Genomic DNA, 21,289 nt, shown 5'->3' with positions numbered 1-21,289 from the left:
GGGCGGACCGGGCTGTGGTCACCGTCCCGACCGCCTCGACGAGTCTGTTCGTGCTGCGCCGCCGGGACATCGGCCCGGCGGCTCGAATCGCCTTCGCCCAAAGTCGAGGCGGTGGTTCGACTCTGGGCGAAGGCACTTCAGCCTCCGGTCTGACTCACCGGCCGTACGGTTTCGCGACAATGACCAGGTGAATACAGACGTCGCGCCACGGCTCGGGTGGTGGCAGCAGACCTGGCGGCTGGCGGCGGCCGCGGCAGTGGGCATACCGGTCTGGCTCTCCACCGGTGCGGTGCTGCACTGGCAGGCGACCGAAACGGGCTCCTGGTTCCTCATCGGGGATCCGCTGGTGGCTCTCGGCTGCCTGACGGCGCTTGTGTGGCGACGGCGGTTCCCGTTCGCCGTGGCCATGACGGTCGCGATCGCCTCGACCACGTCCGCACTCGCCACCGGCGCCGGGCTTCTGGCGCTGGGCTCGATCTCCACCCGTCGCCGTCCTGTGGAGATCGGGGTCGTCGGACTGGCCAGCGTGATCGCGTCACAGTTCGCCATCGGGCTCTACCCGGTCCAGAGCCCGCCCGGCTCGTTGTGGTTCCAGCTCGCGTTCCCGGCGCTGACCGCAGGCATCGCGGTGGCCGTGGGCATGGCCGTCGGCGCACGGCGTGTGGAAGTGCGGTCCTTGCGCGAGCGGGCGGAGAGCGCGGAACGGGAACAGGCCGCACGAGCGGCACAGGCACGGGCGCTGGAACGCAACAGGATCGCCCGCGAGATGCACGACGTGCTCGCGCACCGGATCTCCCTTGTCGCCATGCAGGCCGGAGTACTGGGCCACCGCAGCGACCTCGCAGCAGAGGAAAACCGCGTGCTGGTCCGCGGCATCGCCGAGGGCTCCCACCAAGCCCTCGAAGAACTACGGGATGTCCTCGGTGTGCTCCGGGCCGACCCGGGCCGCCCGGAACCACCCCAGCCCTCCCTCGACCGCATCCCCGACCTGGTGGCCGACGCCCGTACCTCCGGACTGGACGTCACGCTCACCACCACCGTGACGGGGACACCGTCCGACGTCGTCGGGCGAACCTGCTACCGGGTCGTCCAGGAAGGACTGACCAACGCCGCCAAACACGCCCCGGGCGCACGCATACACATCGCCCTCGACGGAACAGCGGGCGGCCAACTCGACGTCAGCGTCCGCAATTCCGCGGCCACCACCAGAACCGCACGGCCACCGGGCTCGGGCTTCGGCCTACTCGGCCTCACCGAACGAGTCGACCTCGCCGGCGGAAAGCTCGACCATCACGCCACACCCGACGGCGGATACCTCCTCACCGCCCAACTACGCTGGCCGGACCCCACCCACGAAAAGAGAACCTGAGTGGACAGCGAGCGGGAGCCGGTGCGTGTCGTCATCGTCGACGACGAGCAACTGGTGCGCATGGCGCTGCGGCTCGTCATCGACGGCGAACCGGACCTGACCGTCGTCGCGGAGGCCGCCGACGGGGACGCCGCGATCACCGTGGTGGACGAGCAGCGGCCGGATGTCGTGCTGATGGACGTGCGGATGCCTGGCCGTGACGGTCTCAGCGCGACCCGGGAACTCCTCACCCGACCGGCGCCGCCGCGGGTGCTCATGCTGACCACCTTCGACTCGGACGATCTGGTGCTCGGCGCACTGCGTGCCGGAGCACTCGGGTTCGTCCTCAAAGACACCCAGCCGCCGCAGATCCTCGATGCGGTGCGGACCGTCGCGAACGGTAACCCCGTGCTGTCTCCGGCGGCCACGGCGCGGGTGATCGCCGCGGCCACCGGCCCGCGGTCCCCGCACGCTCGGCGCTCATCCCGCGAAGCCGCACGGAAACAGCTGTCCAGCCTGACCGAACGAGAACGCGAAACAGCCCGGGCCATCGCCGACGGACTGGGCAACCCGGAGATCGCCCAGAGGCTGCGCATCAGCATCGCGACCGTCAAGGCACACACAGGCAGCCTGTTCGCCAAGCTGGCGGTCGAGAACCGGGTGCAGATCGCACTCCTGGTCCGCGACGCGGAGGAATGACGTCACGCGTCTGCGGACGCCTCGCTACCGGTTGGGCTTGGAGGCGCTGATGTTCCCGAGCGGCGTTTCCGGGGCCCGCTCGACGGCCAGGTCGCCGAGGGAGACGATGCCCACGGGGTGCTCGTCCGCCACGACCGGGATGCGGCGTACGGCGTGCTCGCGCATCAGCTCGGCCACCCGGTCGACGTCGTCGTCGGGGCCGACGCTGAACACGTCGCCGCTGCACACCTGGGCCACGGTCGTGTGCTCCGGGTCCTCGCCCTCGGCGACGGCACGGACCACGAGGTCACGGTCGCTGACGATGCCGCGCAGCCGTCCCTCCTCGGTGACCAGGACGTCCCCGATGTCCTGGTCCCGCATGAGCCGGGCCACCGCGGTCACGGACGTGAGCGGTTCGACCGTCACGGGTGTGCTGGTCATGATGTCGCGTACGTGCCGAGTCATGACGCGCTCCTTACTGCGTCAGCGGGTGGGATCCGCCCTGCTGATGTCGGCCAGCGCGGAACGCGGGTCGTCGACCGTGGCGAGGTCGCCGAGGCTGACGACGCCGACCGGGCAGCCTCCCCGTTCGACGACCGGCAGCCTCCGGACGGCGTGCTCGCGCATCAGCTCGGCCGCCCGGTCGGTGGTGTCGTCGGGGGTCAGGGTCACCACGGGCGGGCGCGTGCACACCGATCCGACGGCGGTGGCGTCGGGGTCGCGGCCCTCGGCGAGGGTACGGACCACGATGTCGCGGTCGGTGAGCACACCGAACAGATCGCAGTCGTACGCCACCAGCACATCGCCGACGTTCTGCTCACGCATCAGCCGGGCCGCCCGCGCGACGGTCGTCATCGGCTCGACAGCCGCCGCGCCGGGCGACATCACATCACGTATCTGCCGGGTCATCGGACCTCCCGGATCCACGGAGCAGGGCACGCCGCCCGCGTAGCCCGTACACGCGGCGGCAAACCCGTCCTCACCCCTTGACGCCCACGAACCCCGTTGGCACACTCACCGACCGCTCGCAGAGAACGTTTGCGACAGCCTCGCCGCACGCCTCTGAGCGCTCCGCTGTACGTGCCTGGATGCGCCTTCGTTCGTCTGCGTGCCGCGTCGTGGCTGGTCGCGCCCACGCGGCGGAGCCGCATATCGATACAGCCCCGCGCCCCTTCGGGGCGCTGCCCGCACACCCCACATCTGGATCACTTGGAGAAGACGAGATGGGACGCAGAGCCGCACAACACCTCGCCGAAACTCCCGCAACGGCTCCCGGACGACGCGCCGTTGCCGCCGCCGCTTGCGCCACCGCCCTGCTCACCGGAGCGGCCCTGCTCACCGGACCCGCGCACGCGGTCGCCCCGCCGCAGGTGGCGGCGGCGTGCGGTGAGGGCTCGTACCAGGCGGAGGCGGTACTCAGCGGCAGCACCTGGACCGCCCGGCGCGGCAGCAGTGTCGTGTACACCGGCGGCGACATGCGCGCCGCGATGCAGGCCGCCGTGGGCAGCCTTACGGCGGGCCGGACTTCGAAGGAACGGGTCGTCGTCCGCGGATCGGGCTCCATCAGCGCCGGATCCCGGGTCTCGCTGCCGAGCTACACCGTGCTCGACGTCTGCGGCACGATCAACGTCACCGGATCGGGCTCCGGCGACCAGGCCCCGGTGTACGCCCGCGGCGCCCGCGACATCGAGGTCCAGCACCTCACCCTCACGGGCGGCCCGCTGTACGGCGTCTTCATGCGCAACGTACAGAACGTCGTCCTCGGCCAGCTCGACATGCGCCTGTCGCGCGGGCTCGGCGTGCGGATCGACAACCGCGGCGACACCAGCCAGTGGACGCGGAACGTCAGGATCGACAACGTGTATGTGTCCGGCGCGAGCAGCCACGCCGTGGAGACGTACGGCGTCGACGGCCTCACCGTCGGTACGGTCACCGCGCGCAACGTGGGCGAGTCCGGGCTGCTGCTCAACCAGACCATCAACGCCAGCGTCACCAAGGTCGACGCGGACGGCGCGGGCACCGGCACCGGCTACGCGGCGTTCCGCATGGCCAACCGCAATGGCCGGGTGGGCAGTTCGTACCCCACCAACATCCGAGTGGGCGAGGTGATCGCGCGCGGCGGTGGGCGCGGCGTGTTCTGCGTCTCCGAGAGCGGCGGCGCGGTGATCGACCGGGTGAACATCTCCAACACCGGCAACAACTCGATCCTGGTCGAGAACTGCACCAACGTGAACATCGCCGCGCAGAGCGGCAGCGTCACCGGCGGCGGCGAGATCCGGCTCGCGGCCCGCTCCGAGTTCCCCAACAACTCCGACATCACGATCCAGAACCTCCGGGTGACCAACTCGGCGATCAGGGAAAGCCCTTGCGGCACGAACACCACGTTCCGCAACAACACGTTGGTGAACAGCAGCCAGAGCATCTGCTAGGCAGCTCCTCACTGGGGCCGCCGGTGCGGCCCCAGTGAGGAGACCCGGTAAGAACTCTTCACTTCACAGTCAACGCACAGGCCCCATTTCTCCTCTTGCACGGCGAAACACCCCCCACCGAGAAGGGATTCGCCGTGCGCGCACGTACGCGTATACGCACCCACCCCGCGGGATCCGTGTTCCTCGCCCTCGCCGCCACGGGATCCGTGCTGGCCACGTCACTCTCCCCTGCCGTCGCCGCGGAGCCGGCCGCGACAGCCGATCTCCGAGCGGACGTCAACCGTGACGGCAAGGTCGATCTCACCGGCGACACCGACACGGCCGGCGAGGACAGTTGGACCGTCGGCCGGGGTGCCGTCACCCTGCCCAACCTCGACGACGACACCAAGCGCTGCCCGGTCACCGGCCCCGGCGGCAGACCGCTGCCCGACGCCAAGCTGGCCGCCTGCAAGGACGCCTCCGACACCAAGGTCAACGGCACGGCGGACGCCGCCGATCTGGCCCGGGTGCGCTCAACGCCCCTGCCGGGGCTGGCGGGTGACGCCACGGGCGGCGTCAAGGTCACCACGGGTGCCCGGCACACCCACGTCTTCCTCAAGCGGTCCGGGAACTGGGTGCTGGTCACGCCCAGCACCCGGCTGACCGCCGCCGAGTTGGGCTCCGGCGTGGAGTTCGGCGTCGAGGCCACCGACATCATCCGCGACAGCGCGCAGTGGGACGGCCGTACGGTCATCCGCCTGACCGTGACCTCCGCCGGCGCCACCACCTCCGACGAGGTCACCCTGCGCGTGGCTCCGCTGCTCACCCACCACCACCTGCAGCAGACCCAGCAGGTGATGGTCACCAAGCCGCAGGGCGAACCGCTGTTCACGCGGTTCGTCCAGGGGCTGGCGAAGCAGGCCCGGCGCGCCGGCGTCACCAAACCACTGGTCACCTTCGACAAGTACGGCGACATCTGGGCACAGGACTTCGTGGAGCCCGGGTACGTCGCCATGACCGGACCCGACGGGCAACGCCAGGTCATGCGTGTGATGTTGCGCTCGGCCCAGCCGGAACGTGAGTCTGGCCGGGAACTGTTCGAGAAGATCCGCGGCCGGGACATCGGCGTCGTCCAGGTCACCGACCGGTCCCAGCAGCGCGACTGGTCGCTCAATTCGATGGGCAACCTGGAGACCATCCCGCCGTACGCCCACAACGGGCGCGAGTTCCCGGCCGGGCGGATCATCATGGGCGAGCGCAAGGACAGCGGGACCCGGCCGTCACAGGCGATGCGCACCATGCTGAAGTCCCAGGGCCTCCAGGACCCGCTGCTGCTCGACACCTCCTGGCTGGGCGTCGGCCACGTCGACGAGTTCGTGCAGTTCCTGCCCGCCGACACCCCGCGCGGCTGGCGGATCGGCGTGGCCGACCCGGAGGCGGGGCTGAAGCTGCTGCGCGATGCCCGGCAGGCCGGGCACGGCCGGACGAAGATGTTCTCGCTCCCGCCTTCCGCGAACGGGCCCGTGCCGAGGGAGACCATCGAACAGGCCCTGACCTCCCGCCACCTGGTGGCCGACAACAAGATGGCGGCCCAGCGCATCGCTGCCAACCTGGAGATCCTCAAGCGCGAGACCGGAGTCACCGACGCCGAGATCGTCCGCGTTCCCGCGCTGTACACGCGCGACGTGGCGGTGTCGGCCGACGGAGGCGACACTCCCATGCCCCGTCTGACCCGGGTGGGCGGCGACAGCGCTCTCGCGGACGCGGCCAGGAAGCACGGTCAGCAGAAGTGGCTCACCGAGGAGCCGAACGCCGCGGCGGCTCCGCAGACCGTCACGACGAGCGCCTACGTCCCCGGGGCGGTCAATGGCGTGCTGCTCGCCCGCGACCGCTATCTGGCGCCCAAGCAGTGGGGGCCGGTGATCGCCGGCAAGGACATCTTCACGGAGGCGGTCACCGCGGCCTATCGGCGCGTGGGCATGAAGGTGTCGTACCTCGACGACTGGTACACGTACCACCTCGGCATGGGTGAGGTGCACTGCGGCACCAACACCCTGCGGGACGCCTCGGCCGCCTGGTGGGGGCAGGACGGCTCGCGCTGAAGCATGTGATCGGCCGGCGTCGCGGTGGCGATGCCGGCCGGGTGCGGTGACTCAGCCCCGCTCCTCCGGCACCGGCCCGCTGGTCCCCCGTACCACCAGCTTGCAGTCCAACACCGCTTCCCGCGGCTCGAGTTCGGGCTTCTCCAGCCGCTCCACCGCGAACCGCACCGCGTGCTCCGCCATGAGCATCGCGTCCTGACGGACGGTGGTCAGGCCGACCGGCATCAGATGGGAGAGGTGGCTGTCGTCGTATCCGACGACGGACAGATCGCGCGGAACCTCGACGCCGGCCCGTGTCAGCGGCATCAACAGCCCGAGCGCGCAACGGTCGTTGCCCGCCAGGACCGCCGTCGGCAGCGGAATGCCGCGCTCTCGTTCCGCCAGCAGCAGCCGGCCCGCCTCGATGCCCGACTGTTCCGTGTGATGCCCGGGGATCACCCTCGCCTCGGACTCCAGCCCATGGCGCCGCATCGCGGCCCGGTAGGCGCGCCGCCGCTCGGCCGAGCCGGGACCGCGGCCGCCGTCGATGTGCACGATGCGACGGTGCCCCAGTTCGAGGAGGTGCTCCATGGCCTGCCGTACGCCCTTGCCCTCGGCCGAGTGCACGAAGTCCACGCGGGCCTGGGGCACGCGCCGGCTGACCGAGACGGTCACCGCACGCTGTCCGAGTTCGTTGAGGTAGGCGGCCTCGGCGTCGGGACCGAGCACGATCAGTGCCTCGCAGCGGTGGGCGAGGAGCGCCTCGATCGCCTTCGCCTCGCTGCGGCCCTCGGAAGCCGCGGAGAGCAGCACGTCGTAGCCGAGCCGTTCGGCCTCCGGGTAGATCCCCTCGATGAGGTCCGTGTGGAAGGTCTGGTGCACGGTGAACATCACGCCGAGCGTGCGACTGCGTCCGCGCGCCAGCAGCCGGGCCGCGGAGTCGGGCCGGTAGCCGATCTCGTCGGCGACCCGCAGCACCCGCTGCCGCGTCTCCTCGCTCGCCCCCGGCTGGTTGCGGAACACGATGGAGACCAGCGCCCGGGAGACACCCGCCTTCTTGGCGACGTCCGCCATCGTGGGCCGCTGCTTGCCCGCTGCATCCACCTGTGCACCCACCCTTCGACGCGGCCACCTTACGGTCTGCCGCGAAATCCCCCGGCAACAAGCTATTGACATGACATTTGGACAGAGGTCATCGTACTCGCCTAGAGCGCGCTAGTAGAGCGCGACAGCACGTCTCGATGCCCCCATCGAAAGGCACCGCCATGGCAACGGCGCCATCCCCGCTCCGCACCACCGCGGGCAACCTCTGCCTGGGCTCGGCCCCCGACTCCTGGGGCGTCTGGTTCCCCGAGGACGAGCACCAGGTGTCGTACACCCGCTTCCTCGACGAACTGGCCGCGGCCGGCTACCAGTGGCTCGAACTCGGCCCGTACGGCTACCTCCCCACCGATCCCCGGCGGCTGAAGGAAGAGCTCGACGCCCGCGGCCTTCAGGTCTCCGGCGGCACCGCGTTCGGCGCGCTGCACCGGCCCGAGGTCTGGGACGAGATGCTCGCCCACGTCCGCCAGGTCGCGGCGCTGACCGCCGCCGCGGGCGCCCACCACCTGGTTCTCATCCCGCCGATGTACCGGGACGAGAAGACCGGCGCGTTCACGGAGTCGCCCGAACTGACCGCCCAGCAGTGGGCCGGGTTCGGCAACGCGGCCGACCGGCTCGGCAAGCTGCTGCTCGACGAGTACGACGTACGGCTCGTCATCCATCCGCACGCCGACAGCCACGTCCAGACGCAGCCGGAGATCGAGCGGCTGCTGAACGAGTCGGACTCCCGGTACACCAATCTGTGCCTGGACACCGGGCACGTCGCCTACGGCGGCGGCGACAACCTCGACCTGATCCGCCGGTTCGGCGAGCGCGTCGGCTACGTGCACATCAAGCAGATGGACCCTCAGATCCTCGCTCAGGTCGCCGCCGAGAACCTGTCCTTCGGTGAGGCCGTCAAGCGCGGGGTGTGCGTGTCGCCGCCCGCCGGTGTGCCCAAGCCCGCCGATGTCGTGGCCGAACTGGCGAAGCTCGACGCCGAGTTGTTCGTGATCGTCGAGCAGGACCTGTACCCGTGCGCTCCCGAGGTGCCACTGCCCATCGCGGTCAGCACCCGTGAGCACCTGGCCGGATGCGGGCTGACGGGTACCCGACGCCCGAACATCGACCGGTAGGACGGGCCATGGACCTCAGGAACGACACGACAAAGGCCCCCGCCCTCACCGACGACGCCCCGCCCGCCGTCTCCCGCAGGCTGCGGCTCATCACCGTCATCGCCACCTTCGGCGGACTGCTCTTCGGTTACGACACCGGTGTCATCAACGGTGCGCTGCCCTACATGACGGATGACCTGGGTCTGACCGCGGTCACCGAGGGCATGGTCACCAGTTCGCTGCTGCTGGGCGCGGCCCTGGGCGCGGTGACCGGCGGGCGGCTGTCGGACGCGCGGGGACGGCGCCGTACGATCCTCGTTCTCGCGGTGCTGTTCTTCGTCGGCGCGCTCGGCTGCACGCTCGCGCCGACCACCGCCGTCATGGTCGTGGCACGGTTCGTGCTGGGCCTCGCGGTCGGCGGCGCTTCGGTGACCGTGCCCGTGTATCTCGCGGAGGTCTCCCCCGCCGAGCGGCGCGGCGCGCTGGTGACGCGGAACGAACTCATGATCGTCAGCGGCCAGTTGCTGGCGTTCACCTCGAACGCGATCATCGCCCGGGTGGGCGGGGAGTCCGGCGGTGTCTGGCGCTGGATGCTGGTGATCGCCACCATCCCGGCCGTGGTGCTGTGGTTCGGCATGCTGGTGATGCCGGAGAGCCCGCGCTGGCTCGCCTCCAAGACACGCTTCGGCGAGGCCCTCGAGGTGCTCAAGCAGGTGCGTTCGCAGCAGCGGGCGGAGGCCGAGCTGGCCGAGGTGTCCGCGCTCGCGGTCAAGGAGGAGCAGCAGAATCTCGGCGGCTGGCAGGACATGAAGGCCACCCCGTGGATCCGCAAGCTGATGTTCGTCGGCTTCGGCATCGCGATCGTGCAGCAGATCACCGGCGTCAACACGATCATGTACTACGGCACCCAGATCCTCACCGATGCCGGCTTCGCCGCCGACAGCGCACTGACCGCGAACATCGCCAACGGCGTGATCTCGGTGCTGGCCACCTTCGTCGGCATCTGGCTGCTGAGCCGGGTGAACCGCCGCCCGATGCTGATGACCGGTCAGATCGGTACGACGGCGGCCCTGTTGCTGATCGGTGTGTTCTCCCTGGTGCTGCCCTCGGGTGACGGGCGGGCGTATGCCGTGCTCGCCATGACGGTCACCTTCCTCGCCTTCCAGCAGGGTGCGATCTCGCCGGTGACGTGGCTGATGCTGTCGGAGATCTTCCCGATGCGGATGCGTGGCTTCGGGATGGGCGTCGCGGCCGTGGTGCTGTGGCTGACCAACTTCGCGATCGGTCTGGTCTTCCCGTCCCTGGTCTCCGGGATCGGGATCTCCAACACCTTCTTCCTCTTCGTGGTGGCGGGAATCTTCTCGCTCACCTTCGTGAAGCTCTACGTCCCCGAGACCAAGGGCCGCTCACTCGAAACCCTCGAAGCCGAACTCCGGGCGCGTTACGCCTAGTTGGGAAACATCCATGACTGTACGTGTAGGAGTCGTCGGCGCCGGCTGGATCGGCAAGGAGCACATCCGGCGCCTCACCGACACCATCGCCGGCGCCCGTGTCACCGCCGTCACGGACATCGACGCCGCCCGCGCCGCGGAGGCAGCGGCGCCGGTCGGCGCCCGTGTGCTGCGCGACGGGGCTTCCGTGGTCGCCGACGACGACGTGGACGCCGTCCTCGTGACGTCCTGGGGTCCGACCCACGCCGAGCATGTGCTGAACGCGATAGCCGCCGCGAAGCCGGTGTTCTGCGAGAAGCCCCTCGCGACGACCGCCGAGGACTGCCTGAAGATCATCGAGGCGGAGACGGCACACGGCAGCCGCCTGGTCCAGGTCGGCTTCATGCGCCGCTACGACACCGGATACCGGCAGATGAAGCAGGTCATCGACGCGGGCCGGATCGGGCAGCCACTGATCGTGCACTGCGCCCATCGCAACCCGACCGTCCCGGAGGCGTACATCTCCTCCATGGCCGCCCTGGACACGGCCGTGCACGAGGTGGATGTGCTGCGCTGGCTGCTCGACGACGAGATCGTCTCCACGCAGGTGGTCACCCCGCGCGCCACGAGCAAGCGGTTCGCCCACCTGAAGGACCCGCAGATCATGCTCTTCGAGACCGCCAAGGGCGTCCGCATCGACCTGGAGGTCTTCGTCAACTGCCAGTACGGCTACGACATCCAGTGCGAGGCGGTCGGCGAGGAAGGGCTCGTCCGGCTGCCCGACCCGGCCGCGGTCGGCGTGCGCGGCGCGGGACAGCACAGCACGGAGGTGCTCACGGACTGGGTGGGCCGGTTCGCCGACGCCTTCGACACCGAGTTCCGCGAGTGGATCGCCGCCGTCGCGTCCGGTACCGAGCCCACCGGCCCTTCCGCGTGGGACGGCTACGCCGCCACCGTCATCACCAGCGCGACCGTCGAGGCCCTGGAGTCGGGCCGCGTCATCGCCACGGACCTCAAGCCCCGCCCGACCCTCTACGGAGGCGCCCTATGAAGATCGCCCTCGACCCGTACATGCTCCGTGCGCTGCCGATCGACGAGATGGTGCGCACCGTCGCCGAACTCGGCTACGAGTACATCGAGTTGTCGCCGCGCGACGACTTCATGCCGTTCTTCGCGCATCCGCGGGCGGACGACGAGCGGATCGCGGAGCTGAAGAACTCCCTGCGCGCCCACGGCGTCCAGCTGTCGTCCGTGCTGCCGCTGTACAAGTGGTCCTCACCCGACGAGGCCGAGCGGCAGGCCGCCGTCCGCTACTGGAAGCGGATGATCGAGATCACCGTCGACCTCGAATGCCCGCTGATGAACAGCGAGTTCAACGGCCGCCCGGAGCGCGCCGCCGAGAGCGAGGCCGCGTTCTGGCGCTCACTGGAGGAGCTGCTGCCACTCTTCGAACGCGAGGGCATCGCCCTCAACCTGGAAGCGCACCCGGACGACTTCTGCGAGGAGAACACCCCGGCCGTCGACCTCGTCCGCGCCATCAACAAGCCCTGGGTGAACTACCTGTACTGCGCCCCGCACACCTTCCACCTCTCGGGAGCCGACCCGAGGGCCGACATCGCGGCGATGATGCGCTACGCGGGCGACAAGCTCCAGCATGTGCACATCGCGGACTCCTTCAACCACAAGGGGTCGTCGGGCCTGCGCTACATCCTCAACCCGCCCGGCACCCCGGCCCGTATCCACCAGCACCTCGACATCGGCCAGGGCGAGGTCGACTGGGACGCCTTCTTCGGCACCCTGCGCGAACTCGGCTTCGACGGCGTCGCCACGGCCTGTGTCTTCGCCTGGGAGGAGCGGGCCCGCGACTCCTCGGCGTTCATGCTGGACCGCATCCGCAAGGAGCTCACCGCATGACAGCGGGCCGGCTGCGGAACCGGTAGCGACGTTCGGGGCGCCCGGCCGCGCCGTAGCGCAGGGAGACCTCTGCCTGGCCGGTGGTGTGGAAGTACTCGAGGTAGCGTCGGGCGCTCACCCGGGAGACACCGGTCAGGGTCGCGCACTCGGAGGCGGACAGGGTGCCGGCGCAGTCGCGGAGCGTGCGCTCGATCAGTTCGGCGGTCTCCACGCTCATGCCCTTGGGCAGCGGGCTGACCGCCGGCACCGGTACGGCGCCTCCCGCCATGACCCGGTCCACGTCGGCCTGGCTGCGGACGACCGTGGTGAGCAGCCGGCCGCGCTGGGCGGCGTACCGCTCAAGGCGGGAGCGCAGGTCCTGGAACTCGAACGGCTTCAGCAGGTAGTCCACCACGCCGCGGCGCACGGCCCGGCGTACCGTGTCACCCTCCCGCGCGGCGCTGATCACCATGATGTCGCAGTCGTGGCCGGCGGTGCGCAGCCGGGGGATGACGTCGAGGCCGAAGACGTCGGGCAGGTAGAGGTCGAGCAGGACCACGTCCGGGCGGAGTGCTTCGACGGCGGCGATGGCCTCCTCGCCGGTGGTGGCGACACCGACGACGGTGAAGGGCGGGACGCGTTCGACGAAGGTGCGATGGACTCTGGCCACCATGAAGTCGTCGTCGACGATGAGGACGCCTATCTGGTTCGGGTCGTCGGTCATGTCGCTCCTTCCGCCACCGCGTCGGTGAGGTGGCTGACAGTCATGCGCGCGGTGAACATGGCCCCGTCGGGGGTGTTGGTCACCGAGATCTCACCGCCGTGACGTTCGCAGACCAGCCGGGTGAGCGCCAGGCCTATGCCGCGCTCGCCCTCCTGGGCGGCCTTGGTGGTGAAGCCGTGCTGGAACACTTCCTGGGCGAGTTCCGGTGCCACGCCGGGACCTGAATCCCGTACGACGATCTCCACACTGGAGGCGTCCTGCCGCAGCCCGACCTCGACCCAGCGTCCGCCGTCGTGCGCCGCGGCGTCCACGGCGTTGTCGACGAGGTTGCCGACCACGGTCGCCACGTCGGCGGCGTCCTCCGGGGTGAGCCGGTCGAGGGCGGTGTCGTCCGAGATCCGCAGCGTGACTTTCCGCTCGGCGGCGAGGGACGCCTTCGCGGTCAGCAGGGCGGCCACGGCGGTGTCGCGGACGCGGCGGCTGAGGGTGATGTCCAGCGACTGCCGGTGCCGGCTGAGGGCGCGGATGTAGCGGACCACCTCGTCCTGTTCGCCGATCTGGATGAGTCCGGAGATGGTGTGCAGCTGGTTGGCGAACTCGTGGGCCTGCGCGCGCAGCAGCTCCGACGAACTGCGGAAGGAGCCGATCTCCCGCTCCAGGCGGGCGAGTTCGGTGCGGTCGCGCAGGGTGGTGACGGAGCCGAGCAGACGGCCGTCCTTGGTCACGGTCATCCGGTTCATCACCAGGACCCGGCCGTGGCGTACGACGACCTGGTCCCGCTGGTCGGGCGTGGCCCCGGCGAGGACGTCCCGCAGCCGTCCCTCGATGCCGAGCTGGTCCAGGCTCCGGCCCACGCACTCCTCGGGCAGGTCGAGCAGGGTCCGGCCCATCTCGTTGACGAGGGTCAGCCGGGCCGCCGGGTCCAGGGCGATCACGCCCTCGGCGATGCCGTACAGCATGGCCTCGCGGTGTTCGGCGAGCCCGGCGATCTCACGGGGCTCCAGGCCGAGGGTCTGCCGTTTCACGCGCCGGGCGAGCAGCCAGGAGCCGGCCACGCCGAGGCCGCTGGCGATGCCCAGGTAGGCGAGGAGGTAGGAGGACGCGCCGCTGAGGCGCTGCCACACCGTCGGGTCGGCCTCGCCGATCATCACCGTGCCGAGGTGCCGGCCGAGGTTCTGCCGCGTGGCCCCCAGGACGGGCACCTGGGCCACCAGCTCGTGACTGTCGTCCAGCGTCAACGGCCCCGACCAGCCGCGCCCCGCCGCGGCACCCTCGCCGAGGGGCAGCCGGTCACCGATCACCGTGGCGTTGGTGGAGCTGACGATCCGGCCGCCCGCGTCGGCCACGGTCACCGAGGTGACTCCGGACTGGGTCTGCATGGAGTTCACCAGCGGGGCGAGGGCTTCCTGCGGCAGGGGCTGGGTGAGCTGGCTGCGCACCAGGGGCGTGGCGGCCAGCTGTTCGGCGAGTGCGGCGACGCGGCGGCCCTCGACGCGGTTGAAGGTCGCCTCGGACTGGGCAAGGGAAACGGCGGCGACTGCCACCAACACCACCACGACGATGGCGAGTTGGAGCACCAGCATCTCGCCCGCGAGGGTCTGGCGACGGAAGGTGGTGACCACGACCTGCTCAATCTCCGACCTGGTGCTTCGGGTGCCGGGACGGCCCCATGATGGCCCTGGCCCGGGAGCGGGGGAAGACATCCGTCGCCGACCTCGCGCTGACACAAAGACCAAAACCTCCGTTGGTTCCGGAAGCGAGACAGGCCGTCGCCGCCCGTGCACCATGTGGCCCACATCACGCTCCACAAACCCGCATCGACCGACAGGTGGTGGCACTCGTGCGTCTGCGCACCCCGCTCGCCCTGCTCGGGGCCGCCGTGCTGGTCCTGGTGGCACCGCCGCTGCTGACCACCGGCAGCGGCTCCGACACCGGCACACAGATCCCGGGCCTGCGCTTCATGGTCCCCAACACACCCGGTGGCGGCTACGACATCACGGCCCGCACCGCCGCGAAGAACGCCGAGGACGCCGGGCTCACGCACTCCATCGAGGTGTTCAACCTGCCCGGCGCCGGCGGCACCGTCGGACTGACCCGGCTGGTGGGCGAGCACGGCAACGGCAAGCTCGCGATGTCCATGGGGCTCGGCGTGGTGGGCGCGGCCCGCTCCAACCACGCGCCCAAGACCCTCGCCGACACCACCCCGATCGCCCGGCTCACCGAGGAGCAGGACGTGGTCGTGGTCGCCAAGGACTCCCCGTACAAGACGATCGACGACCTGATCGATGCCTGGAAGGCCGACCCCGGCAAGCTGCCGGTCGGCGGTGGCTCCTCGCCCGGCGGGCCCGACCATCTCGCGCCGATGCTGATGGCGCGGGCCGCGGGCATCGCGCCGAAGGAGGTCAACTACATCCCCTTCGACGGCGGCGGTGAGCTGCTCGCCTCGATCCTCGGCAACAAGGTCGGCTTCGGGGTGTCCGGCGTGGGCGAGTACCTCGACCAGATCAAGGCGGGCGAGCTGCGGGTGCTCGCGGTCACCGGCCCGGAGCGCGTCGACGAACTCAAGGACGCGCCCACGCTCAAGGAGTCCGGCTACGACGTGAACTTCACCAACTGGCGGGGCATCGTCGCCCCGCCCGGCCTGTCCGCCGCCGAGCGCGACAAGCTCACCCGGCTCCTCGAGGAACTCCACGACTCCCCCGAGTGGCAGAAGTCCCTGGAGCAGAACGGCTGGGAGGACGCCTTCCAGACCGGCGAGGAGTTCGGCGACTTCCTGGACGCCCAGGACAAGCGCGTGGTGTCGGTGCTGAAGGAGCTGGGACTGTGACGACACAGACGGATACTCCCCCCGCCGAGACGGCCGAGCCGCGTTCGTGGCTGCGCGAATACTCCGAACTCGGCGTCTGCGCCCTGCTGTTGGCGCTCGGCGTGCTGGTGCTGACCGACGCGCTCACCATGGACGTCGACATCGCCCAGCGTGGTCCCGTCGGCCCGAAGACCGTGCCGATCGTCGTCGGCATCGGGCTTCTCGTCATCGCCGCGCTCCTCGCCGTGGACGTACTGCGCGGCGGCCGTGGCCAGGCGGAGACCGGCGAGGACATCGACCTGTCCGAACCCGCCGACTGGCGCACGGTGTTGTTGCTCGCCGGGGTGTTCCTCGGTGCCGCCGTCCTCATCGAGCCGCTGGGGTTCCCCGCCGCGGGCGCGCTGCTCTTCTGGGGCGCGGCCTTCGCCCTCGGCAGCCGCCGCATCGACCGCGACCCGCTCATCGCGGCCGTGCTCTCGCTCGTCACCTACGCCGTCTTCAACAACCTGCTTGGAGTGCCGCTGCCCGGTGGCCCCCTGATGGGAGCGCTGTGACATGAACGCCCTCAACTCCCTTCTGGACGGCTTCGGTACGGCCCTCACCCCGATCAACCTGCTGTGGGCGGCCCTCGGTGTGCTGCTCGGCACCGCGATCGGGGTACTGCCCGGCATCGGGCCCGCGATGGCGGTCGCGCTGCTGCTGCCGGTGACGTACGGACTCGACCCGATCGCCGCGTTCATCATGTTCGCGGGGATCTACTACGGCGCGATGTTCGGCGGCTCCACCACCTCGATCCTGCTCAACACGCCCGGCGAGAGCGCCGCCGTGGTCGCGGCCATGGAGGGCAACCCCATGGCCAAGTCAGGTCGTGGCTCGCAGGCGCTGGCGGCTGCCGCCATCGGTCACTTCGCGGGCGGCCTGATCGGCACGATCCTGCTGGTGGCGCTGGCACCGACGGTCGCCGACCTGGCCGTGGACATCGGCGCTCCGGACTACTTCGCCATCATGGTGCTGGCGTTCATCGCCGTGACGTCGGTTCTCGGCTCGTCCCGGATCCGGGGACTCGCCTCCCTGCTGATCGGCCTGACGCTCGGCCTGGTGGGCCTGGACCAGATGACGGGGCAGCAGCGTCTCACCTTCGGTTCGCTCCAACTCGCCGACGGCATCGACGTGGTGATCGTGGCGGTGGGTCTCTTCGCGATCGGCGAGGCGCTGTGGGTCGCGGCGCATCTGCGGCGCAATCCGGGCGAGCCGATCCCGGTGGGCCGCCCGTGGCTGGGCCGTGGGGATGTGCGGCGGACCTGGAAGTCGTGGCTGCGCGGACCGTTCATCGGCTTCCCGTTCGGCGCGATTCCGGCGGGCGGCGCGGAGATCCCCACCTTCCTGTCGTACGTCACGGAGAAACGTCTGTCGAAGCACAAGGACGAGTGGGGCAAGGGCGCCATCGAGGGCGTCGCGGGACCGGAGTCGGCGGCGTCGGCCTCGGCGGCGGGCACGCTGGTGTCGATGCTGACGCTGGGGCTGCCGACGACGGCCGTCGCCGCGGTGATGCTGGCCGCCTTCCAGCAGTACGGCATCCAGCCCGGGCCGCTGCTGTTCGAGCGCGAGCCGGAGCTGGTGTGGGGGCTGATCGCCTCGCTGTTCGTCGGCATGGTGCTGCTGCTCGCCCTCAACCTGCCGCTGGCACCGCTGTGGGCGAAGCTGCTGCGCATTCCGCGGCCGTATCTGTACGCGGGGATCCTGTTCTTCGCGATGGTCGGCGCGTACGCGGTCGGCGGCGAGGTGATCGACCTGGTCACCCTGCTGGTCATCGGGCTGATCGGGTTCGGCATGCGGCGCTATGGCCTGCCGATCCTGCCGGCCGTCATCGGCGTGATCCTCGGCCCGAACGCCGAGCAGCAGTTGCGGCGTGCCCTGCAGATCAGCGACGGCAGTGTCTCGGGGCTGGTCAACACGCCGTTCTCGGTGACCGTTTACGCGGTGGTCGTGCTGCTGCTGGTGTGGCCGCTGCTCAGGAAGCTCGTGGTCCGGGGCGGCGCCAAGGCCTGATCCATGCGGACTTTGTGGATTTTCGGCCATGGTTGTGGCGTGCACCTGCCCAGACGCCTCTTCTTGGTGGCACGCTGCCCTGAACTGCGCACGCAGTAACACCCCTGCCCACCCGGGCGGATGGTCCCCACCGCCCGGTCCCCCCACCGCAGAAGGAGACCGCGTGATAGGCAGATTCCGCACATCCGGCGGCACCCGCGTCCGGCGCACCGCCCTCGGCGCGCTGGCCGGTGTCGCCGCCCTCCTGGCCACGGGTGTCACCGCCGCCCCGGCCGGTGCCGCCGCTCCGGAACCGGGAGTGGTGCCCCTCGCGGCGCAGGAACGCGCCCGTGACTTCTGGACCCCGGAGCGGATGCGGCAGGCCGTCCCGCTCGACGTCCTGTCCGTCGACCGCTCCGACGTGACAGCCTCGACCCCGCGCCAGGGCAAGAAGTCCGTCGTCGCACCCAGCGCCCCGGCCTCCCCCGTCGGAACCCTGGCCATCCCCAACGGCGGCGGCGCCTGGACCGGCGGCGGGGCCGTGGTGAAGACCGCGGGCCGGGTCTTCTTCAGCTACCAGGGCCGCACCGCGTCCTGCTCCGGCAACGCGGTCACCAGCGCCAACAAGAGCACGGTGATGACCGCCGGCCACTGTGTGAAGCTGGAGGGTTCCTGGCACACCAACTGGGTGTTCGTGCCCGGATACCACGACGGGCAGGCGCCGTACGGCAGGTGGTCGGCATCCAAGACGCTGTCCACGCCGCAGTGGACGGCCAGTGAGGACATCAACTACGACGTGGGCGCGGCCGTGGTCGCCCCGCTCGACGGCAAGAGCCTCACCGATGTCGTCGGCGGCCAGGGCCTGGCCTTCAACACCGGCTACAACAAGGCGATGTACGCCTTCGGCTTCCCCGCCGCCGCCCCCTACGACGGCGAGAAGTTCATCTACTGCAGCGGCACCACCTACCGTGACTTCCTGCTGTCCAGCGACCACGGCATGACCTGCAATATGACCGGCGGCTCCAGCGGAGGTCCCTGGTTCACCCAGTTCGACGAGGCGACCGGCACCGGTCTGCAGTCCTCGGTGAACAGCTTCAAGTACAACTTCCTGCCGAACGCGATGTACGGGCCGGTCTTCGGCGCGGACGCGCAGAACCTGTACCAGACCGCCCAGTCGTCCTGACTGGACGTTGCCGCGCGGGAGCCTACGGGCTGCCGCGCGGCTTCTGTGTCGTCAGTGCCCCCGGAACGCCTCCTCCAGCCACCAGGACCCCTGTTCCCGGACCACCTTGGCGTCGATGAGCAGCGGGGCGGAGCGGGGCCCGGCCACCCAGTCCGCTACGGCCTTCAGGTCTGCCCGCGTGCGCACGGTGACCGCCTCGAAGCCGTACCCGCGCGCCACGGCGGCGATGTCCGTCGGCGGGAACTCGACCAGGTCGAGCGGGTGTCCGTCGGGCCCGAAGTGGTGCACCTCCGCTCCATAGGCATCGTCGTTGTAGACGACGACCACCATCGGCAGTCCGAGCCGGCGGACCGTGTCGAGGTCGGCGGCGCCCATCATCGCGCCGCCGTCCCCGAGCGCGGCCACGGGAAGCCGGTCCGGCTGGGCCAGCGCCGCGCCGATCGTGGTCGCCAGCCCCAGGCCGATCGACTGGAAGGCCTGGGTGAAGCAGAAGCCGTGCTGGTCGGGCACCGACAGGTACATGCTCGGATAGCCCATGAAGTTGCCGGAGTCCACGCCGATGACCCGCTCGCCGGGGAGGATGTCGTCGAGCGCGATGCTCAGCGTCCGCGGGTCGATCCGCTCACGGCCGCTCGTGTCCTCGTACGGCACGTCCCGCCAGCGCACGCGTGCGGCGAGGTCCGCGCCGACCTCGGGGGTGCGGTAGCCCTGCCGTGGTCCGTCGCCCGCGTCGAGCACGAGCCGTGCCGTGCGTGTGACATCGCCGGTGACGCCGAGGTCGAGTGCCCGGTGTGCGCCGAGCGCGGACGCGTCGTCGTCGACCTGGACGACCCTCGCCTCCGGGCCGATCAGCCGGCCGTGCCGCATGGTCCACATGTTCAGCGCGCAGCCCCAGCCCACGATCAGGTCCGCGCCCTGGATCAGTTCGGCGGCCACAGGGGACGCGAAGCCGCCGGACACGTCGAGCGACCAGGGGTTGCCGTGGAACAGACCGCGGGCGACGGCCGACGTCGCGAGCAGTGCGCCGTGGTGCTCGGCGAGCGCTTCGAGGGCGTCCCTTCCGCCGGGCCCGCGTGCGCCCCGCCCGGCCACGAACACCGGGCGCCTCGCCTGCCCCAACAGCCCTGCCAGCGCGGCCACTTCGGCCGCCGACGGTTCGACCGGCGCTCGTTCGGGTGGCGCGGCGGCCTGCGCCAGGGCGCCGTCCGGCACGTCCAGGGACTGCACCGGAAGGGGGAGGTTGAGCAGGACGGTGCGGCGCTCGTGCAGGGCCCGACGTACGGCGGCGCAGGTCTGCTCGACCGCGTTCTCGGCGGACGTGATCCGCTCCGTGACCGCGCCGACCGCGTGTGCCAGTGCCTCCTGGTCGACGTAGAAGTTCGACCTCGGCTCGGTCACCTCCGCCGCGAGCACGACGAGGGGCGTACGGCTCTTGGCCGCCTCGGCGATCCCGGTGACGGCATTCGTCAGGCCGGGCCCCTGGTGCACGCTCAGCGCCGGGACCGTGCCGCTCATCCGCGCGTACGCGTCGGCCATGGTGGCCGCGCCGCCCTCGTGGCGGGCGGCGACGAACCGCGCGCCCGCCGCGACCATGGCGTTGGTCGGGTGGAAGTTGCCCGATCCGACCACGCCGAAGACCTGCTGGACCCCGGCCGCCACCAGCGCCCTGCCGACCGCCTCCGCGACCTTCATGAGCGCTCCACCAGCGCGAGCACCCGCGCGGGAGCTCCGGAGCCGGTGACGATGGGCAAGGGTCCCGCGATGACGACGGCACCGGTCGGCGGGAGCGCGGCCAGGTTCCGCAGCTGGGTGAGCCCGTACTTGTCGCTGCCCATGAGGTAGGAGTGGCACGGGAACATCGGGTCGAAGGAGTGGGCGCCTCCGGCGTCGGTGCCCACCGTCTCGACGCCGAGGCCGATCACCGGCGACTCCTCGGCCACCCAGCGGGCGCATTCCGGGGACAGGCCCGGGGTGTGCGGACCGTTCTCGTCCGCGTTGAGGAACGCCTCCTGCGTGTCCGAGCGGGCGTCCCAGCCGGTGCGCAGCAGCAGCCAGCCGCCGTCGGGCAGCGGGCCGTTCTCCGCTTCCCATGTCTTCACATGGTCCACTTCGACGAGGAAGTCCGGGTCGGCGTCCGCTTCGGCGGTGAAGTCCAGCACGGCCGCCGGTGCGATCAGCCGCCGCGCCGGCACCGAGGCCACGTCGGCGAGGTCCTTGCCGGTGACCCAGTGGTTCGGTGCGTCGAAGTGGGTGCCGGTGTGCTCGCCGCTGCGGAAGTTGTTCCAGTACCAGGCCGGTCCCCGGTCGTCGTACCGGCTGATCTCCTCCAGTGCGAACACGGCGGTCTGGCCGAACTCGGGCGGCAGCTGGATCACCGGCGTCGACGACGACAGCGGCGACGTCAGGTCGACGACGTCGATCGAGCCGCTCCGCAGCCCGGACACCAGCGAAGCGAGGACGGACGGCTCGGGCATGGCGGCCTCCTGAGACGATGCTGGAGCCGGAACTCCGCGTA

General features: G+C 70.6%; 19 protein-coding genes. 12 read left to right on the top strand and 7 right to left on the bottom strand.

Annotation, left to right across the window (positions count from 1 at the left end; all coding sequences use genetic code 11):
• The first annotated feature begins 187 nt into the window (after nucleotides 1-187).
• Nucleotides 188-1,369, top strand: a complete 1,182-nt coding sequence (locus tag ACTWQO_RS38735; RefSeq protein ID WP_443242067.1) for a sensor histidine kinase — start codon at nucleotides 188-190, stop codon at nucleotides 1,367-1,369.
• A complete protein-coding gene (locus tag ACTWQO_RS38730) occupies nucleotides 1,370-2,047 on the top strand; it encodes a response regulator (protein WP_443242066.1) in 678 nt (225 codons plus the stop codon).
• A gap of 24 nt (nucleotides 2,048-2,071) precedes the next feature.
• Here ACTWQO_RS38730 and ACTWQO_RS38725 read toward each other — a convergent pair whose 3' ends face one another.
• Entirely contained in the window at nucleotides 2,072-2,491 is a 420-nt protein-coding gene (locus ACTWQO_RS38725) for a CBS domain-containing protein (RefSeq protein WP_443242065.1), read from the bottom strand.
• Nucleotides 2,492-2,509: 18 nt separating this feature from the next.
• Complete coding sequence (locus tag ACTWQO_RS38720) at nucleotides 2,510-2,935, bottom strand: CBS domain-containing protein (protein WP_443242064.1); 426 nt, start codon at nucleotides 2,933-2,935, stop codon at nucleotides 2,510-2,512.
• Between the two features lie 314 nt (nucleotides 2,936-3,249).
• Here ACTWQO_RS38720 and ACTWQO_RS38715 point away from each other — a divergent pair, with 314 nt between their 5' ends.
• The gene (locus ACTWQO_RS38715) at nucleotides 3,250-4,455 is read left to right on the top strand and encodes a hypothetical protein (protein ID WP_443242063.1); all 1,206 of its coding nucleotides are present in this window, start codon (nucleotides 3,250-3,252) and stop codon (nucleotides 4,453-4,455) included.
• Nucleotides 4,456-4,589: 134 nt separating this feature from the next.
• The gene (locus ACTWQO_RS38710; RefSeq protein WP_443242062.1) at nucleotides 4,590-6,536 is read left to right on the top strand and encodes a protein-arginine deiminase domain-containing protein; all 1,947 of its coding nucleotides are present in this window, start codon (nucleotides 4,590-4,592) and stop codon (nucleotides 6,534-6,536) included.
• 51 nt (nucleotides 6,537-6,587) lie between these two features.
• On the opposite strand, the gene ACTWQO_RS38705 is transcribed toward ACTWQO_RS38710, so the two are convergent.
• A complete protein-coding gene (locus ACTWQO_RS38705; RefSeq protein WP_443242081.1) occupies nucleotides 6,588-7,589 on the bottom strand; it encodes a LacI family DNA-binding transcriptional regulator in 1,002 nt (333 codons plus the stop codon).
• Between the two features lie 191 nt (nucleotides 7,590-7,780).
• Here ACTWQO_RS38705 and ACTWQO_RS38700 point away from each other — a divergent pair, with 191 nt between their 5' ends.
• Genes ACTWQO_RS38700 through ACTWQO_RS38685 form a run of 4 tightly spaced genes read left to right on the top strand, consistent with a single transcriptional unit; the run spans nucleotide 7,781 to nucleotide 12,054 of the window.
• A complete protein-coding gene (locus tag ACTWQO_RS38700) occupies nucleotides 7,781-8,731 on the top strand; it encodes a TIM barrel protein (protein ID WP_443242061.1) in 951 nt (316 codons plus the stop codon).
• A gap of 8 nt (nucleotides 8,732-8,739) precedes the next feature.
• Nucleotides 8,740-10,161, top strand: coding sequence for a sugar porter family MFS transporter (locus tag ACTWQO_RS38695; RefSeq protein ID WP_443242060.1), 1,422 nt, complete (start codon nucleotides 8,740-8,742; stop codon nucleotides 10,159-10,161).
• Nucleotides 10,162-10,174: 13 nt separating this feature from the next.
• Nucleotides 10,175-11,191, top strand: coding sequence for a Gfo/Idh/MocA family oxidoreductase (locus ACTWQO_RS38690; protein WP_443242059.1), 1,017 nt, complete (start codon nucleotides 10,175-10,177; stop codon nucleotides 11,189-11,191).
• Nucleotides 11,188-12,054 (top strand): sugar phosphate isomerase/epimerase family protein, encoded by an 867-nt coding sequence (locus ACTWQO_RS38685; RefSeq protein WP_443242058.1) that lies wholly within the window; start codon nucleotides 11,188-11,190, stop codon nucleotides 12,052-12,054. Before ACTWQO_RS38690 ends, ACTWQO_RS38685 begins: the two co-directional genes overlap by 4 nt.
• On the opposite strand, the gene ACTWQO_RS38680 is transcribed toward ACTWQO_RS38685, so the two are convergent.
• Together ACTWQO_RS38680 and ACTWQO_RS38675 are read right to left on the bottom strand one after the other, a co-directional pair.
• Nucleotides 12,044-12,757, bottom strand: coding sequence for a response regulator (locus ACTWQO_RS38680; protein ID WP_443242057.1), 714 nt, complete (start codon nucleotides 12,755-12,757; stop codon nucleotides 12,044-12,046). The genes ACTWQO_RS38685 and ACTWQO_RS38680 overlap by 11 nt on opposite strands.
• A complete protein-coding gene (locus tag ACTWQO_RS38675; RefSeq protein ID WP_443242056.1) occupies nucleotides 12,754-14,379 on the bottom strand; it encodes an ATP-binding protein in 1,626 nt (541 codons plus the stop codon). The genes ACTWQO_RS38680 and ACTWQO_RS38675 overlap by 4 nt, the downstream gene beginning before the upstream one ends.
• A 218-nt stretch (nucleotides 14,380-14,597) precedes the next feature.
• Between ACTWQO_RS38675 and ACTWQO_RS38670 the strand changes: the two genes are divergently transcribed.
• The 4 genes from ACTWQO_RS38670 (at nucleotide 14,598) to ACTWQO_RS38655 (ending at nucleotide 18,774) form a co-directional block, all read left to right on the top strand.
• Entirely contained in the window at nucleotides 14,598-15,584 is a 987-nt protein-coding gene (locus ACTWQO_RS38670) for a Bug family tripartite tricarboxylate transporter substrate binding protein (protein ID WP_443242080.1), read from the top strand.
• Nucleotides 15,581-16,117, top strand: a complete 537-nt coding sequence (locus ACTWQO_RS38665; protein ID WP_443242055.1) for a tripartite tricarboxylate transporter TctB family protein — start codon at nucleotides 15,581-15,583, stop codon at nucleotides 16,115-16,117. Before ACTWQO_RS38670 ends, ACTWQO_RS38665 begins: the two co-directional genes overlap by 4 nt.
• 1 nt (nucleotide 16,118) lies before the next feature.
• Nucleotides 16,119-17,612, top strand: coding sequence for a tripartite tricarboxylate transporter permease (locus tag ACTWQO_RS38660; protein ID WP_443242054.1), 1,494 nt, complete (start codon nucleotides 16,119-16,121; stop codon nucleotides 17,610-17,612).
• A gap of 166 nt (nucleotides 17,613-17,778) precedes the next feature.
• A complete protein-coding gene (locus tag ACTWQO_RS38655) occupies nucleotides 17,779-18,774 on the top strand; it encodes a trypsin-like serine peptidase (RefSeq protein WP_443242079.1) in 996 nt (331 codons plus the stop codon).
• Nucleotides 18,775-18,825: 51 nt separating this feature from the next.
• Here ACTWQO_RS38655 and ACTWQO_RS38650 read toward each other — a convergent pair whose 3' ends face one another.
• Both ACTWQO_RS38650 and ACTWQO_RS38645 read right to left on the bottom strand, forming a co-directional pair.
• Nucleotides 18,826-20,466: a thiamine pyrophosphate-binding protein gene (locus ACTWQO_RS38650; RefSeq protein ID WP_443242053.1), complete on the bottom strand. Its 1,641-nt coding sequence runs from the start codon at nucleotides 20,464-20,466 to the stop codon at nucleotides 18,826-18,828.
• Nucleotides 20,463-21,248 (bottom strand): cyclase family protein, encoded by a 786-nt coding sequence (locus ACTWQO_RS38645; protein WP_443242052.1) that lies wholly within the window; start codon nucleotides 21,246-21,248, stop codon nucleotides 20,463-20,465. The genes ACTWQO_RS38650 and ACTWQO_RS38645 overlap by 4 nt, the downstream gene beginning before the upstream one ends.
• Nucleotides 21,249-21,289 lie beyond the last annotated feature (41 nt).

This window comes from Streptomyces sp. 4N124, assembly GCF_052245395.1.
GTDB lineage: Bacteria > Actinomycetota > Actinomycetes > Streptomycetales > Streptomycetaceae > Streptomyces.
Note: the sequence above shows the minus strand (reverse complement) of the source record. Positions and strands in the feature narration are given on the sequence as shown.